The organism is Rhodosalinus sediminis, from assembly GCF_003385555.1.
Classification (GTDB): Bacteria; Pseudomonadota; Alphaproteobacteria; order Rhodobacterales; family Rhodobacteraceae; genus Rhodosalinus; species Rhodosalinus sediminis.
This window is the reverse complement of record NZ_QOHR01000011.1, coordinates 39,920-53,739: the sequence shown is the minus strand read 5'-3', so window position 1 is coordinate 53,739 and position 13,820 is coordinate 39,920. Positions and strand designations below refer to the sequence as shown.

Below are 13,820 nucleotides of genomic sequence, written 5' to 3'. Positions count from 1 at the left end.
GCTCTCCTGCACCGGGCGCGCGCGGCACCCGCGGAATGTCTTGAGCCGCCGTCTTACGCGTCGCGGCGCGGCTGTCAAGCGGATGGCGCGGCGCGCGGCCTCAAAGCGTCCAGCCGCAGACGACGAAGCCGTCGCGCGCTGCGCTGTCCCGATGCGCGGCGCAGGGGACGGCGCGACGGGCGGGGCGCCGCGCGCGGCGTCGGACGGCGATTGCGCGGAGGGCCTGTAAGCCGGATCCTGTCCGGGGACGCGCACGCCCCCTGGATGACCATTCGTCTGGGCGCCGGATCGCTCCGGCGCTCACGCTGCCAACCCGGACCTCTCGGGCGGGAGCGGCCCTGCGGGGCGGCGCCCCGCGCGAGGTCCCTATTCGGCATTGCTCCCGGTGGGGCTTGCCGTGCGGGTCCCGTCGCCGGGACCCCGGTGGGCTCTTACCCCACCGTTTCACCCTGACCCGCGCGCGGCGCGGGCGGTCTGTTTTCTGCGGCGCTTTCCGTCGGATCTCTCCGCCCGGGCGTTACCCGGCACCGTCGCTCCCTGGAGTCCGGACTTTCCTCGGCGTGCGACCGCCGCGGCCATCCGGCCCTCCGCGCGCGCCGGATATGGACGCCCGGGCGCCCCCGGTCAATGCCGGGCGCAAGATCCTTGCAAGGATCTTGCACGCGCCTTTCCAAGGCGCGTCGCCCGGCTCATCCCTCGGGCGCGGGCCAGCGCGCGGCGAGCCCGGCGACGAGGGCGCGCTCGGCGGCCGCGACCGGCCCGCTCCCCCACGGCCGCAGCCGCAGCCGCACCGCGGCGAGCACCGCCGCCTCCGGGTCCGCGGCCTCCGCGGGCGCGCGCCAGCCGGCCCGCGCCGCGTCCGCGAGGAAGGCGCCCGGCGGCGCCGGATCGGGCCAGACCGCCCCCCCCGCGCGCGCCAGCCCCCGCCAGTCGAAGCGCGGGCCCGGATCGCGCTTGCGCCCGACGGCCGTGTCCGAATGCCCGATCACGCCCGCGGCGCCGATCTCCCAGCGCGCCATGACGCCCTGCAGGAGCCGCTCCAGCGCCTGCATCTGCGGCGCGGGGAAGGGGTGGTCGCCCCGGTTCTGTAACTCGATCCCGATGGAGGCGGAGTTCACGTCCGCGATCCCGCCCCAGGCCCCGGCGCCGGCGTGCCACGCGCGACGGGCCTCGGCCACGAGTTGCCAGACGGTGCCCTCGGTCCCGATCAGGTAATGCGCCGAAACCTCCGCCGCCGGGTCGCAGAGCCGCGCGAGCGCCGCCTCGGCGCTCTCCATCGCCGTGTAGTGCAGGAGGATCAGCCGCGGCCGGGCGCCGCCCCGGCGCGGCCCGTGGTTGGGCGAGGCGCGCCGGTGCGGATAATCGGGCGTGCCCGCGCTCAGCGGTTCACCGCGGCCCGGAACGGCGCCGGGCTCCAGCCGCAGACGAAGCCGTCCCCGTCCGGGTCGAGGCCGAGGCCGTCGCGCTCCGGCCCGCCCTCGGCGAGGAAGGCCGCCTGCGCACGGTCGGGCGTCGGGTAGCGCGCGCAGTTGCGCTCCGCCCGCGCCACGCTGCCGAAGGGCGAGCGGCGGTAGACCTCCTGCCCGACCGCGTGCTCGGTGGAGAGCGCGAATTCCACGGGCGTCATGCCCTGCCGCGCGCCACGCTCGGGAAGCGGCGCCGGGGGCACCACCCGGTACTGCGCCCGGGCCTCGGCGAGGCGTTCGGCGTCGCCCTCGATCCCGCGCTCCTCGGACACCGCCTCGAAGTCCTGCTCGTTCGACAGGGCCGCGGGATCGCCCGGCGCGCCCGGATCGGCCGGCGCTGCGCCGGGCGCGGCCGCGGCCCCCTCCGGCCCCTCGAGCGCCGCGCGCGCCTGTGCGAGCGCGTCGTCCGCCGCCCCGGTCGCCTCGCCGGCGACGGTGGCCATCGGCGCGCCCCCGCCGCCCGAGGACGCCGGCGCCGACCCGGCGAGCTCCGCGTCCCGCGCGGCGCGGGCCGCCTGATACTCGGTGTAGTCGCTGAAGCCCGGCCCGCTGTCGGGCACCGGCGGCGCGCAGGCCGCGAGCGCGACGCAGGCCGCGAGGATGCCGAGTGCGCGCGATGTCATCCGGTCCGACCCTCTCGGAAACCCTGTCGCGCTTCTCTTACCACCATTTCGCGGGCTTCGCCACGAAGCCTGCGGCACGCTCCAGCACCTCGGCCACGTCGAGGAGCGCGCCCTCCTCCCACGGCCGCCCGACGAGCTGCAGCCCGAGCGGCAGCCCCTGCCGGTCGAGGCCCGCCGGCACGGAGATGCCCGGCAGCCCGGCGAGGTTCACCGGCACGGTGAAGACGTCGTTGAGATACATCTCCACCGGGTCCGCCTGCCCCTTCTCGCCGAGGCCGAAGGCCGCCGAGGGCGTCGCCGGCGTCAGGATCGCGTCGACGCCCTGATCGAACACCTGCTCGAAGTCGCGCTTGATGAGCGTGCGCACCTTGCGCGCGCGGTTGTAATAGGCGTCGTAGAAACCGGCCGAGAGGACATAGGTCCCCACCATCACCCGGCGCTTGACCTCGGCGCCGAAGCCCTCGGCGCGGGTCTTCTCGTACATCTCCACGATGCCGTCGCCCTGCGAGAGCGGCGCGCGATAGCCGTAGCGCACCCCGTCGTACCGCGCGAGGTTCGACGACGCCTCCGCCGGCGCGATCACGTAATAGGCCGGCAGCGCGTATCGCGTGTGCGGCAGCGAGATGTCCACGATCTCGGCGCCCGCGTCGCGCAGCATCTCGGCGCCCCGGTCCCAGAGCGCGAGGATCTCGTCCGGCGTGCCCTCGAGGCGGTACTCGCGCGGGATGCCGATGCGCTTGCCCCGGATGTCGCCCGAGAGCATCGCCTCGAAATCCGGCACCGGCAGATCGGCGGAGGTCGAGTCCTTCGGATCGTGCCCGGCCATCGCCCGCAGCATGATCGCCGCGTCGCGCACCGTCTTGGTCATCGGCCCCGCCTGATCGAGCGAGGAGGCGAAGGCCACGATGCCCAAGCGCGAACAGCGCCCGTAGGTGGGCTTCAGCCCGACGGTCCCGGTGAAGGCCGCCGGCTGGCGGATCGAGCCGCCCGTGTCCGTGCCCGTCGCCGCGAGGCAGAGGTCGGCCGCCACCGCCGCCGCCGAGCCCCCCGAGGAGCCCCCGGGCGTGAGGCTCCGGTCGTCCACCTTCCACGGATTGACGGCGGGTCCGTAGACGCTGGTTTCGTTCGACGAGCCCATGGCGAACTCGTCCATGTTGAGCTTGCCGAGCATCACCGCGCCCGCGTCGCGCAGCTGCGCGCTCACCGTGCTCTCGTAGGGCGAGCGGAAGCCCTCGAGGATGCGCGAGGCCGCCTGGCTCGCCACGCCCTCGGTGCAGAAGAGGTCCTTGATGCCGACCGGGATGCCGCACATCGGCCCCGCGTCGCCACCCGCGCGCGCCGCGTCGGCCGCGCGCGCCCGCTCCAGCGCGAGCTCCGGCGTGACATGCGCGAAGGCGCCGAGCGCGCCCGCGCCCTCCACCGCCGCGAGGCAGGCCTCGGTCAGCGCGACGCTGGTGGTCTCGCCCGCGTCGAGCGCGTCGCGCGCCGCGGAGATCGTCAGGGAGGCGAGCTCGGTCATTCCACCACCTTCGGCACGGCGAAGAAGCCCTCGCGCGCATCGGGCGCGTTCGAAAGCACCGTCTCGGGCATGCCGCCGTCGGTCACCGCGTCCTCGCGGCGCTTCAGCCGCATCGGCGTGACGCTGACCATCGGCTCGACGCCCTCCACGTCCACCTCCGTCAACTGCTCGACGAAGCCGAGGATGCGGTTGAACTCCTCGGCGAGCGCCGGCAGCTCTTCCTCCTCGACGCGGATCCGCGCGAGATGCGCGACATGCGCCGCGGTGCTCGTGTCGATCGACATGGCCTCGGGCCTCCTTGCCTCGGAACGCCGCCGATCTAGCGCCCCCGCCGCCCGCTCGCAACCATGTGCCGGCGGTAGACCTCGATCATCCAGCCGAGCATCGCGCCGTTCAGCACGTGCCACATGAAATGCGTCCCGACCGGCACCACCCCGCAGAGCGGCCCGTCCAGCGTGCGGAAGGCGAGCGAGGCGATCAGCAGCCCCGCCCCGATGGCGAGCCCGCGCGCCACCTCCGGCAGACGCCGCCGAAGCGCCGCCGCATAGCCGAGGATCAGGAGCGGCACCGGCGCGTAGCCCGCCGAACTCCCGAGCCCCGGCACCATCTGGAAAAGCGGCACCAAAGCCGCGGCGTAGGGAAAGAAGGCCGCCACCCCGAGCCCCGACCAGAGCCGCGACAACCCCCAGAAATGCCGGTTCGCCGCGTAGATGTAGATCAGGATGAACAGAAGGATCGGCCCCACGTCCGCGAGCGCCGACCAGACCTGCGCGTGGGTGTGAAAGAGATAGCTCCCCACCCCGATCGCCGCGAGCACCCAGACGAGCGCCGTGGCGAGCGGCAGCCCCGCGCCGCGCACCCGCCACCCCATCACCGCCGCCGCGATCAGAAAGGCGGCGTTGGTGAGCGCGTTGACCGGCTCGGCCCAGTAGCCCGCGTCCAGCCGCTCGCAGTAGCTGTCGATCTCGCGCGTCCAGTCCATGTCCCCTCCCCGGCCGACCCGACATCTAAGCGCCGCGCCCCCCGGGTCCAGCGCCCATCATCTTGGCCCAAATACTCCGGGGGTGCGGGGGCAGCGCCCCCGCCACGGCGGACAGCGCGCGGCCGTCAGGCCGCTCCGCTTTCCCGGGCTGGCCCGCGGCGCGCGCGATGCTAGGCTCCCCGCGCACACCCAAGCGAGGAGGACGCGCATGAAACTCACCTTTCTCGGCCACGCCGGCTTCCGCATCGAGATCGGCGACCAGATCCTGCTGGTGGACCCCTGGGTAACCGGCAACCCGGTGTTTCCCGAGGCGCGCCGCGGCGAGGCGATCGCCGGCGCCACCGCGGTGCTCGTCACCCATGGCCATTTCGACCACGTCAACGACGCGCCCGCGATCGCGAAGGAGCTCGGAATCCCCGTGGTCACGATCTTCGACCTCGCCGGCTGGCTCGAGAAACGCGACGGGGTCGAGACCATGGGCTTCAACAAGGGAGGCACGGTCACGCTCGGCGACGTCGCGGTGACCATGGTCAACGCCACGCATTCCTCGGCGCTCTCCGACGACGACGGCCGCCCGGTCTACACCGGCACCGAGGCCGGCTTCATGATCGCCCACGGCGGGCGCACGATCTACGTCTCGGGCGACACCGACGTGATGGCCGACATGAAGGTCTTCAACGACCTGCACGCGCCCGAGATCGGCATCCTCTGCGCCGGGGGGCATTTCACCATGGACATGGCGCGCGCCGCCTACGCCGCGAAGACCTTCTTCGACTTCAAGACGGTCATCCCCTGCCACTACAAGACGTTCCCCTTCCTCGAGCAATCGGCCGAGAAGCTGATCGCCGAGCTGCCCGGCGTGAACGTGGTGGAGCCGGAGGTGATGCAGCCGATGGAGCTCTGAGCGCGCCCGCGGCGCGGGGAGGCGCCGCGGACGTCGCGGCGCAGGCAGGCGCGGCCGCACGGGCCGCGCGCCGCCCGTCGCCGCGCCGCGTCACTCCGCGGCCGAGATCTCGCCGCTGTCGATCTGTTCCTGCTCGATCGATTCGAAGAGCGCCTTGAAGTTGCCCTCGCCGAAGCCGTCGTCGCCCTTCCTCTGGATGAACTCGAAGAAGATCGGGCCGATCACGGTCTTGGAGAAGATCTGCAGCAGGATCTTCGTCTCGCCCCCGTCCACGACGCCCTCGCCGTCGATCAGGATTCCGTGCGTCTTCATCCGGTCGATCGGCTCTTCGTGGCCCTGCACGCGGGTCTTGCTCAGCTCGTAGTAGGTCTCCGGCGGCGGCGGCATGAAGCGGATGCCGCGCCCGGCGATGGCGTCGGTCGAGTCGTAGATGGTCTCCGTGCCCACCGCGATGTGCTGGATGCCCTCGCCGTTGTACTTCTCCAGGTAGGAGACGATCTGCCCGGTCTCGCCCCGGTCCTCGTTGATCGGGATGCGGATCTTGCCGTCCGGCGAGGTCAGCGCGCGGCTGTAGAGGCCGGTGTACTTGCCCTCGATGTCGAAGAAGCGGATCTCGCGGAAGTTGAAGAGCTTGCCGTAGAACCCGAACCACGTGTCCATGTTGCCGCGGTAGACGTTGTGGGTCAGGTGGTCGAGGTAGTAGAAGCCGACGCCCTCCGGCTTCGACTGCGCGAGCCACTCGAACTCCGCGTTGTAGGGCGAGGTCTCGTAGTAGTCCTCGATGAAGTAGATGAGCGAGCCGCCGATGCCCTTGATCGCGGGGACGTCCATCGTCTTGTCGTCGCCCTCGTACGGCTCCGCGCCCATCTTCACCGCGTGGTCGAAGGCATGCTGCGCGTCCACCACGCGCCAGCCCATCGCGGGCGCGCAGGGGCCGTGCTCTTCCACGAAGCGCGACGCGAAACTGCCGGGCTCGGCGTTGACGATGTAGGTGATGTCGCCCTGCTGCCAGAGCTCGATGCCGGGCTTCGTCTTGTGCCGGCCGACGCGCGCGTAGCCCATCCTCGAGAAGAGATCGCGCAGCGCCGCGGGGTCGGGATGCGCGAACTCCACGAACTCGAAGCCGTCGGTGCCGGCGGGGTTCTCCTCGGTGATCTTCGCTTTCGGCGCGTCGTGCGGGAAGGGTCCCATGGCGCGTCTCCTCCTCTGCGTGTTGCTGAGTCGAGAATACGCCTTTGGGGATGGTGAATCCGCGCATTCTGCGGCATGGTTCGGCCCCGGGATGCGTGGGTCGCGCATTCATCCCCCGGATCACGCGAAGAGGCCGCAGATGCCCGACGAGATCGACCGCCGCCTGCTCGCCGCGCTTCAGGGCGACGCGCATCTCACGGCGCAGGCGCTCGGCGAGATCCTCAACCTCTCGCCGAGCCAGGCCGGACGCCGGCGCCAGCGCCTCGAGGCGGAGGGCTACATCACCCATTACGCCGCGCGCCTCGACGCCGAGACGCTGGGCCTCAAGGTGCAGGCCTTCGTGCAGGTGCAGCTCGGCACGCACGGGCCGACTCAGGCGGCCGAGTTCGCCCGCCTCGTCGAGCTGCGCCCCGAGATCGTCAGCGCATGGACCCTGACGGGGGAGGCGGACTACCTGCTGCGCGTCTACTGCACCGACCTGCGCGCGCTGCACCGGCTCGTCCACGAGGTGCTGCTGCCGCATCCGGCGGTGGCGCGGGTGCAGAGCCAGATCGTGATGGACCAGTTCAAGCGCGACGCGCCGCTGCCCCTCTGACGCCCACGAAAAAGGGCCGCCCCGAAGGACGGCCCGAACGGTGGCGGCCCGCGCGGATCAGGCCGCGCGCGAGACGAGCACCTCGTCGACCTGCTTGGCCGCGGCGACCTCGTCGCTGCCGTCGACGGCGGCGATCTCGCGCGTGAGGCGTTCCAGCGCGGCTTCGTAGAGCTGGCGCTCGGAATAGCTCTGTTCGCGCTGGTCGTCGGCGCGGTGCAGGTCGCGGACCACCTCGGCGATGGCGATCAGGTCGCCCGAGTTGATCTTCTGCTCGTATTCCTGCGCCCGGCGCGACCACATGGCGCGCTTCACCTTGGCCTTGCCCTTGAGGGTGGACATCGCCTTCGACACCACGTCCGGCGTCGAGAGCGAGCGCATGCCGATCTCCGTCGCCTTCGCCGTCGGCACCCGCAGGGTCATCTTGTCCTTCTCGAAGGAGATCACGAAGAGCTCCATCGCGATGCCCGCGATCTCCTGCTCCTCGATGGACACGATCTGCCCCACGCCGTGCGCCGGGTAGACGACGTAATCGTTCGGACGGAATTCGGTTTTCTTGGTCTTCGTCATGCGATCCTTCCTTGGTCGCCGCCCGGAGCCCCGGGCGGCACACGCGATCGGGCGGGCGTCCGCACGCCGGCCCCGTCACTGTCACCATCCGACAGAAAAGCCCGGGCGGCAGCCTCCTTCCCGGGCGTCATGCAGTTCTTGTCATATAAACAACATAGCAGACTTGACGGACCGTTTCCAGCACCCGCTCCGGCGACACAACGAACCGCGTTCGGAAACAGGCACTTGGCCTGTCCTGCCTGCCCCGGAGGCGGGCGAATCGGGGGCGCTCAGCCGCCGTCGCCCGGCGTCTCCGTGAAGTACTTGTCGAGCTTGCCGGTCTCGCCGTCGCGCGCGTCGGCCTCCGGCAGCGGGTCCTTCTTGGTGATGATGACGGGCCACATCTCGGAGTACTTCCGGTTGAACTCCACCCATTTCTCCATGTCGGGCTCGGTGTCCGGCCGGATCGCGTCGGCCGGGCACTCCGGCTCGCAGACGCCGCAGTCGATGCACTCGTCGGGATGGATCACCAGCATGGTCTCGCCCTCGTAGAAGCAGTCGACCGGGCAGACTTCGACGCAGTCGGTGTACTTGCAGGCGATGCAGTTATCGGTGACGACGTAGGTCATGGAGGGGTCCGGATTTTTGTGGCGCACCCGTAGCTAGTCCAGCCGCCCGGATCATTCAAGCGCCCGCCGACGCGCCGCGTCGAGGACGCGACGATCGCGCTTGGTGGGCCGTCCGCCGGGGGCGGGATCGGGCGCTGGCGACGGCGCGGGGGCGGGCTCCGGCGGGGCGAGATCCTCGTAATGCCCTTGCGCCTCGGGCGCGGGGCCGCGCCGCTCGGGCAGGCCCGTGACGCGCACGACGCGCACGCGCCGGCCCTGCGCGAAGGTCAGCACGTCGCCCGCGCCGACGGCGGTGGCGGGCTTCGTCACCCGCGTCCCGTTGACGCGGCACTGGCCGGCGGAGACCTGCTTCGCCGCGAGACCGCGGGTCTTGAAGAAGCGCGCCTGCCAGAGCCACTTGTCGAGGCGCTGGGTCGGGCGGGCCGGGGCCTCGGTCACTCCTTGTCCTTCAGCCCCATGAGCGCGGCGGCGAAGGGGTTGTCGGGGTCGATCCGGTCGCGGCCCTTGCCGCGCTCGGGGCCGGCGGAGAAGGTCTTGGCCTTGTCCTCGCGCGGGGGCTTGGCGCCCTTCGGCCGGCCCTTGCCCTTCGGCTTGCGCGCCTCGCCGCGCGGCGCGCCCTCGGCGCCCTTGCGCGGCTTGCCGCGGCCCTGCTGACCACGGGCGCGACCGGCCCAGGTGAAGGTGTAGAAAACCTCGGTTTCGGGTTGCGCTTCAGTCTCGGGCTGGGCCTCGGCTTCGGGTTGCGCCTCGGTCTGGGGCTGCGCCTCGGTCTCGGCGCCGGCCGTTCCCGGCCCCGCCTCGGCACCGCTCTCCACATCCTCCGTCGCGGGCGCGGGGTGCGTGCCCTCTGCGGCAAGCGCCGACGGTGCGTCGCCATCCGGCGCCGGGGCGCCCGCCCCCTCCCCGGCCGCGTCCTGCGGCGGCTGCGGCGCGGCGGGGGCGACCTCCGGCCCCTCCTCCGCTCCGGCGGTCGGGGCGGCGTCGGCGGGCGCCGGATCGGCGGCGGGCGTCGCCTCGGAGGTCGGCGGGCCGGCCTCCGGCGCGGCGGGGCGCACCTTCGCCCGCTCGCCGCGCTCGGCGCGGTAGCCGAGCCCCTGCATCAGCTCCGCGAACTGCTCGAGCGTCATGCCGGTGATCGAGAGCATGTCGGGCGTCGCCTCGAAGCCGCCGCGCGTGTCCTCGGCGCGCAGCATGTCGGCGAGGCGCTCGAGCATGTCGATGCGGATCGCCCGCGCGCCCGCGGCGCGGTAGCCGGCCATCGCCGCGTAGCCCTTCGGCGCGCCCGGCTCCATCGGCACGGTGACGAGTCCCGGCGGCGGCGCCTCGGGGAAGGTGTCGAGCCCCTGCGCGAGGCTCCAGAGCACGAGGCGCAGCCGCGTCGGCGCGGGCTTCAGCAGGGCGGGCAGGAACACCGTGAACTGCCCGAAGCGCACGCCGTGCTTGCGGAGCGCGCCGCGCGCCTCCTGATCGAGGGCGCGCACCTCCTCGGCCACCTCGCCGCCGCGCGGCAGGACGCCGAAGCCCTCCACGAGGCGGAAGGCGAAGCCCTTCGCGCGGCCGGTCAGCGCCTCGTCGCGGCGCAGCGCCAGGAGCGGCTCGAAGAGCGCGGCCACCTTGCGGTCCATGAAGTGCCCGAGCCGGCGGCGCACCTTCTCGGCGACGTCCGGGCCGGCCTCGTCGTCGACGAAGACCTCGACCCGCGGCTTCAGCGGATCGTCGGAGGCAGTGAGCTTGCCCACCGCCTGCTCGCCCCACATGAGGCCGCCCTGCTCGGTGACGTCGATCTCGGTGTCGGGGGCGTTGTAGAACCGGTCCGCGCGCAGGTGGAAATGCGGCGCGAGCGCCTGCAGCGCGGCGGACTCGATCGTGCGCGCCTCCTGTCCCGCGGCCTGCGTGTCGCGGCGGAAGCGGAAGCCTTCCAGCCGGCCGACGAACTCGCCCTCGACGCGGACCTCTCCGTTGTCGCTCACCTCGGCCAAGAGGGCCTCCTTCTGCTTCAGCCGCCGCTGCAGGACGGACGTGCGCCGATCCACGAAGCGCTGCGTGAGCTTGGCGTGCAGCGCGTCCGACAGCCGGTCTTCTACCGCGCGCGTCTCGTCGCGCCAATGGCTTTCCGCCTCGATCCAGCCGGGGCGCTGCGCGACGTAGGTCCAGGTCCGGATGAAGGAGAGCCGGCGCGACAGCGTGTCGATGTCGCCCTCCGTCCGGTCGATGCGCGCGACCTGCTTGGCGATCCAGTCCTCGGGCACGCGGCCGCGGTCGTGGAGATGGGTGAAGATCGTCTCGAGCATCTCGGCGTGCTCGGCGTGGCTGATGCCGCGGAAGTCGGGGATGCGGCAGACGTCCCAGAGAAGGCGCACCGCCCGCCCGTCCGTCGCCCGCGCGCGCACCTCCGGCTCCGCCGCGAGCATCCGGAGCGCGCGCAGGTCGTCCGCCTCGCGCCCGCGGGTGAGAAGCGGCGCGGGCGGCGCCTCCTCGAGCGAGGCGATCAGCGCCTCGGGCGTGCCGAAGGACAGGCGCGCGTTGCGCCACTGCAGCCGCGAGACCGGCGCGAAGCGGTGGTTGGCGATCGCCTCGGCCACCTCCTCGTCGATGGGCGGGGACTCCCCGGTGGTGCCGAAGGTGCCGTTGGCCATGCCGCGCCCGGCGCGCCCCGCGATCTGGCCGAGCTCGTTCGGCGCGAGCTGGCGCATCTTGCGGCCGTCGAACTTGCGCAGCCCCGCGAAGGCGACGTGATCGATGTCGAGGTTGAGCCCCATCCCGATCGCGTCGGTGGCGACGAGGTAATCCACGTCGCCGTTCTGATAGAGCTCCACCTGCGCGTTGCGCGTGCGCGGGCTCAGCGCGCCCATGACGACGGCCGCGCCGCCCTTCTGCCGGCGAATCAGTTCCGCGATGGCGTAGACGCTCTCGACCGAGAAGGCGACGATCGCCGAGCGCGGGCGCATCCGGCTGATCTTGCGCTGCCCGGTGAAGGCGAGCTCGGACATGCGGTCGCGGCCGAGGAACTGCGCCTCCGGCACCAGCGCGCGGATCGGCCCGCGCATCGTGTCGGCGCCCATGAAGAGCGTCTCGTGCTGGCCCCGCATCCGCAGCAGCCGGTCGGTGAAGACGTGGCCCCGGTCCGGATCGGCGCAGAGCTGCACCTCGTCGATGGCGACGAAATCGGCGCCCATCCCCTCGGGCATCGCCTCGACCGTGCAGACCCAGTATTGCGCGCGCGGCGGCACGATCCGCTCCTCGCCGGTCAGGAGCGCCACGACCGACGGCCCGCGCGCGGCGACGATGCGGTCGTAAACCTCCCGCGCGAGAAGGCGCAGCGGCAGGCCGATCACCCCCGTCCGGTGGCCCAGCATCCGCTCGATGGCGTAATGGGTCTTGCCGGTGTTGGTGGGCCCGAGGACCGCGACGATCCTGCCCTCGCTCGCCATGTGCCCCCCTTGCCCGGTCCGGGCGATGCGCGGCGCCGGCCGCGGCTCAGAGCGCGCGTCCGAGCACCTCCGGCTCGAGCGGCTCCATCGCCTCCCGGACTTGGGCGTTTTCCGGGTAGAGCGCAAGCACCTCCCGGTAGGCGCGCCAGGCGAGCTCCGGCCGGTCGAGCTGCTGCATGACGGCGCCGACGCCCCGGAGCGCCCCGAAATGCCGCGGCTCGAGCGCGAGCGCGCGCTCCAGATCGGCGAGCGCGAGCATGTATTCCCCCTGCCGGTAAAAGGCGAGGCCGCGCGCGGCCCAGCCCTCCGCGAACTCCGGGGCGTGGTCGGTGAGCGCGGTCAGATGCTCGACCGCCTTGGAGAACTCCTCCGCCTCGATCGCCTCCTTGCCGCGGCGCAGGAGGAGATCCATCGCCGCCGAGCCGGATTTCGACCACTCGGCGCGGATCTGCCCGGCGAGGCGCGCCGCCTCGCGCCCCTCGGCGCCCTGCAGCTTCTCGAAGAGCGTGTCGACGCGGTCGCCCTCCGCCGCGGCGGCGAGCGGGAGCGCCACCAATGCGACGAGCGTCGTGACGTTGCGTCTGATTGCGGTGCGAAAGCGTTCCATGACACTACCGAAGGTAACGCAAGACTGCGATATTTCCAGCCGCGAGACGCATCAGCCGGAGGACGACGGATGAGCATGATGGAGAAGGCCGTGTCGGCCATCAACGAGAAGGTGCAGGGCGGTTTCGACGGCTCGGTGAAATTCGTGATCGAGGGCGAGGGGGCGATCCTGCTCGATTCGCAGGGCGCGCGCGTCTCCGACGACGCGGCGGAGGTGACGCTGACCGCCGATCAGGACACCTTCGAGGCGATCCTCGACGGCGATCTCGACCCGACCTCGGCCTTCATGAGCGGCAAGCTTTCCGTGGACGGCGACATGGGCCAGGCGATGAAGCTCGCGGGCGCGCTCTCCTGAGCGCGGCGCGATGACGCCGGCCCCCTTTCTCGACGCGATCACCGAGGCGCCACCCGGCGCGGCGTGGTGGGTGCGCGCCGCCGACGGCCTGCGCCTCAGGGTCGGCGGCTGGCGACCCGCGCGCGCGGCGGGCACGGTGTTGATCTTTCCGGGCCGCACCGAGTACGTCGAGAAATACGGCCGCCCGGCGCGCGATTTCCTCGACGCGGGGCTCGCCGTGCTCGCCGTGGACTGGCGCGGGCAGGGCATGGCGGATCGCCTGCCGCGGGCGCCCTTCGCCGGGCACGTCCGCGCCTTCGCCGACTACCAGCGCGACGTGGCCGCGATGCTGGAGGTCGCCAAGGCGCAGGGCTTTCCCCGGCCCTTCCACCTGCTCGGGCACTCCATGGGCGGCGCCATCGGGCTGCGCGCGCTCACCCGCGGGCTCGACGTGGCCTCGGCCGTCTTCACCGCGCCGATGTGGGGTATCGTCATCGCGCCGCACCTGCGCCCGGCCGCCTGGGCGGTGAGCTGGGCGGGCAAGCGCACGGGCCTCGGCCATCGCGTCGCGCCGGGGGCGGTGCCCGGATGCTACGCCGCGACCGCCCCCTTCGCGGACAACACGCTGACCACCTGCCCCGACGGCTTCGCCTATCTTCAGGGCCAGCTCACCGCGACGCCGGAGCTTCAGGTGGGCGGGCCGAGCCTCGCGTGGCTGCACGAGGCGCTCGTGGAATGCGCCGCGCTCGGCCGGGCGCCCGCGCCCGCGGTGCCCACGCTCGTCTGGCTCGGCACGCGCGAGCGGATCGTCGATCCCGCGCGCATCGCCGCCCGCGCCGAAAGCTGGCCCGCCGCGCGGCTGGCGCGCGTCGAGGGCGCCGAGCACGAGCTTCTGATGGAGCGCCCGGCGCTGCGCGCGCAGGTGGTGGAGGGCACCCTCGCCCACATGCGCGCACACGCGGCCTGACTGGCGCGGCGGCCGGGCGGCGCTATC

The 13,820-nt window shown here is 72.6% G+C and carries 15 protein-coding genes and 1 other RNA gene; 4 read left to right on the top strand and 12 right to left on the bottom strand.

From position 1 onward, the window contains the following. Positions 1–210: 210 nt before the first annotated feature. The 6 genes from rnpB to DRV84_RS09515 all read right to left on the bottom strand — a co-directional run bounded on the left by rnpB (position 211) and on the right by DRV84_RS09515 (position 4,590). An RNA gene (rnpB, locus tag DRV84_RS09540) (RNase P RNA component class A) lies at positions 211–591 on the bottom strand. A 98-nt stretch (positions 592–689) separates the two neighbouring features. After that, on the bottom strand, positions 690–1,382 hold the full coding sequence (locus DRV84_RS09535) for an N-acetylmuramoyl-L-alanine amidase (RefSeq protein WP_275668749.1): 693 nt from the start codon (positions 1,380–1,382) through the stop codon (positions 690–692). Beyond that, entirely contained in the window at positions 1,379–2,089 is a 711-nt protein-coding gene (locus tag DRV84_RS09530; RefSeq protein ID WP_115979732.1) for a hypothetical protein, read from the bottom strand. The genes DRV84_RS09535 and DRV84_RS09530 overlap by 4 nt, the downstream gene beginning before the upstream one ends. Positions 2,090–2,126: 37 nt before the next feature. After that, complete coding sequence (gatA, locus tag DRV84_RS09525; RefSeq protein WP_115979730.1) at positions 2,127–3,608, bottom strand: Asp-tRNA(Asn)/Glu-tRNA(Gln) amidotransferase subunit GatA; 1,482 nt, start codon at positions 3,606–3,608, stop codon at positions 2,127–2,129. Further along, on the bottom strand, positions 3,605–3,892 hold the full coding sequence (gene gatC, locus DRV84_RS09520) for an Asp-tRNA(Asn)/Glu-tRNA(Gln) amidotransferase subunit GatC (RefSeq protein ID WP_115979728.1): 288 nt from the start codon (positions 3,890–3,892) through the stop codon (positions 3,605–3,607). Before gatC ends, gatA begins: the two co-directional genes overlap by 4 nt. A gap of 35 nt (positions 3,893–3,927) precedes the next feature. After that, complete coding sequence (locus DRV84_RS09515; RefSeq protein ID WP_115979725.1) at positions 3,928–4,590, bottom strand: ceramidase domain-containing protein; 663 nt, start codon at positions 4,588–4,590, stop codon at positions 3,928–3,930. 208 nt (positions 4,591–4,798) lie between these two features. Between DRV84_RS09515 and DRV84_RS09510 the strand changes: the two genes are divergently transcribed. Next, positions 4,799–5,494, top strand: a complete 696-nt coding sequence (locus DRV84_RS09510) for a metal-dependent hydrolase (RefSeq protein WP_115979722.1) — start codon at positions 4,799–4,801, stop codon at positions 5,492–5,494. A gap of 90 nt (positions 5,495–5,584) precedes the next feature. Here DRV84_RS09510 and hppD read toward each other — a convergent pair whose 3' ends face one another. Then, positions 5,585–6,685 carry a 4-hydroxyphenylpyruvate dioxygenase gene (hppD, locus tag DRV84_RS09505; RefSeq protein ID WP_115979720.1) on the bottom strand — a complete coding sequence of 367 codons (1,101 nt, stop codon included), beginning with the start codon at positions 6,683–6,685 and terminating at the stop codon, positions 5,585–5,587. Positions 6,686–6,824: 139 nt separating this feature from the next. Here hppD and DRV84_RS09500 point away from each other — a divergent pair, with 139 nt between their 5' ends. Beyond that, the gene (locus DRV84_RS09500; RefSeq protein ID WP_115979717.1) at positions 6,825–7,280 is read left to right on the top strand and encodes an Lrp/AsnC family transcriptional regulator; all 456 of its coding nucleotides are present in this window, start codon (positions 6,825–6,827) and stop codon (positions 7,278–7,280) included. A 57-nt stretch (positions 7,281–7,337) separates the two neighbouring features. On the opposite strand, the gene DRV84_RS09495 is transcribed toward DRV84_RS09500, so the two are convergent. The 5 genes from DRV84_RS09495 to DRV84_RS09475 form a co-directional block, all read right to left on the bottom strand. Next, a complete protein-coding gene (locus tag DRV84_RS09495; protein WP_115979714.1) occupies positions 7,338–7,847 on the bottom strand; it encodes a CarD family transcriptional regulator in 510 nt (169 codons plus the stop codon). 269 nt (positions 7,848–8,116) lie between these two features. Next, complete coding sequence (gene fdxA, locus DRV84_RS09490; protein WP_115979711.1) at positions 8,117–8,455, bottom strand: ferredoxin FdxA; 339 nt, start codon at positions 8,453–8,455, stop codon at positions 8,117–8,119. Positions 8,456–8,506: 51 nt separating this feature from the next. After that, entirely contained in the window at positions 8,507–8,893 is a 387-nt protein-coding gene (locus tag DRV84_RS09485) for an RNA-binding S4 domain-containing protein (RefSeq protein WP_115979708.1), read from the bottom strand. Further along, positions 8,890–11,886, bottom strand: a complete 2,997-nt coding sequence (locus DRV84_RS09480) for a helicase-related protein (RefSeq protein ID WP_115979704.1) — start codon at positions 11,884–11,886, stop codon at positions 8,890–8,892. The genes DRV84_RS09485 and DRV84_RS09480 overlap by 4 nt, the downstream gene beginning before the upstream one ends. A gap of 46 nt (positions 11,887–11,932) precedes the next feature. After that, positions 11,933–12,493 (bottom strand): tetratricopeptide repeat protein, encoded by a 561-nt coding sequence (locus DRV84_RS09475; RefSeq protein ID WP_115979700.1) that lies wholly within the window; start codon positions 12,491–12,493, stop codon positions 11,933–11,935. Between the two features lie 69 nt (positions 12,494–12,562). Between DRV84_RS09475 and DRV84_RS09470 the strand changes: the two genes are divergently transcribed. Then, complete coding sequence (locus tag DRV84_RS09470) at positions 12,563–12,847, top strand: SCP2 sterol-binding domain-containing protein (protein ID WP_115979697.1); 285 nt, start codon at positions 12,563–12,565, stop codon at positions 12,845–12,847. Between the two features lie 10 nt (positions 12,848–12,857). Then, a complete protein-coding gene (locus DRV84_RS09465) occupies positions 12,858–13,793 on the top strand; it encodes an alpha/beta fold hydrolase (RefSeq protein ID WP_115979693.1) in 936 nt (311 codons plus the stop codon). Positions 13,794–13,820: the final 27 nt, after the last annotated feature.